Consider the following 302-nt stretch of genomic DNA (forward strand, 5'->3'; position numbering starts at 1 on the left):
GAAGGCAAGCCCAATAATGGTACTATTTTAATAGATGTAGAAGATGTAGGCGGACCAGGATCAGTAGCCAACCATTCTAAGACAGAATATTTATTAGGAAACCCATACCCATCAGCAATAGACATACATAAGTTTATAGATGATAATGCAGGCGTTATAAAAGGTTCATTACAATTATGGCAACAATGGGGCGGTAATTCGCATGTGTTAAACGAATATCAAGGCGGTTATGCCCAAGTAAACAAAACAGGATCTATACGCGCATATCAATTTGTTAGTTATTATGGTGCAAACAATGGTTC

Annotated in this window: 1 pseudogene; it reads left to right on the forward strand. The window is 37.4% G+C overall.

Annotated elements, in window-relative coordinates:
• A pseudogene (locus Q0842_RS16145) lies at positions 1-302 on the forward strand (hypothetical protein); the annotation flags it as partial.

The sequence above is a fragment of the uncultured Algibacter sp. genome, from assembly GCF_947495675.1.
Lineage (GTDB): Bacteria > Bacteroidota > Bacteroidia > Flavobacteriales > Flavobacteriaceae > Algibacter_B.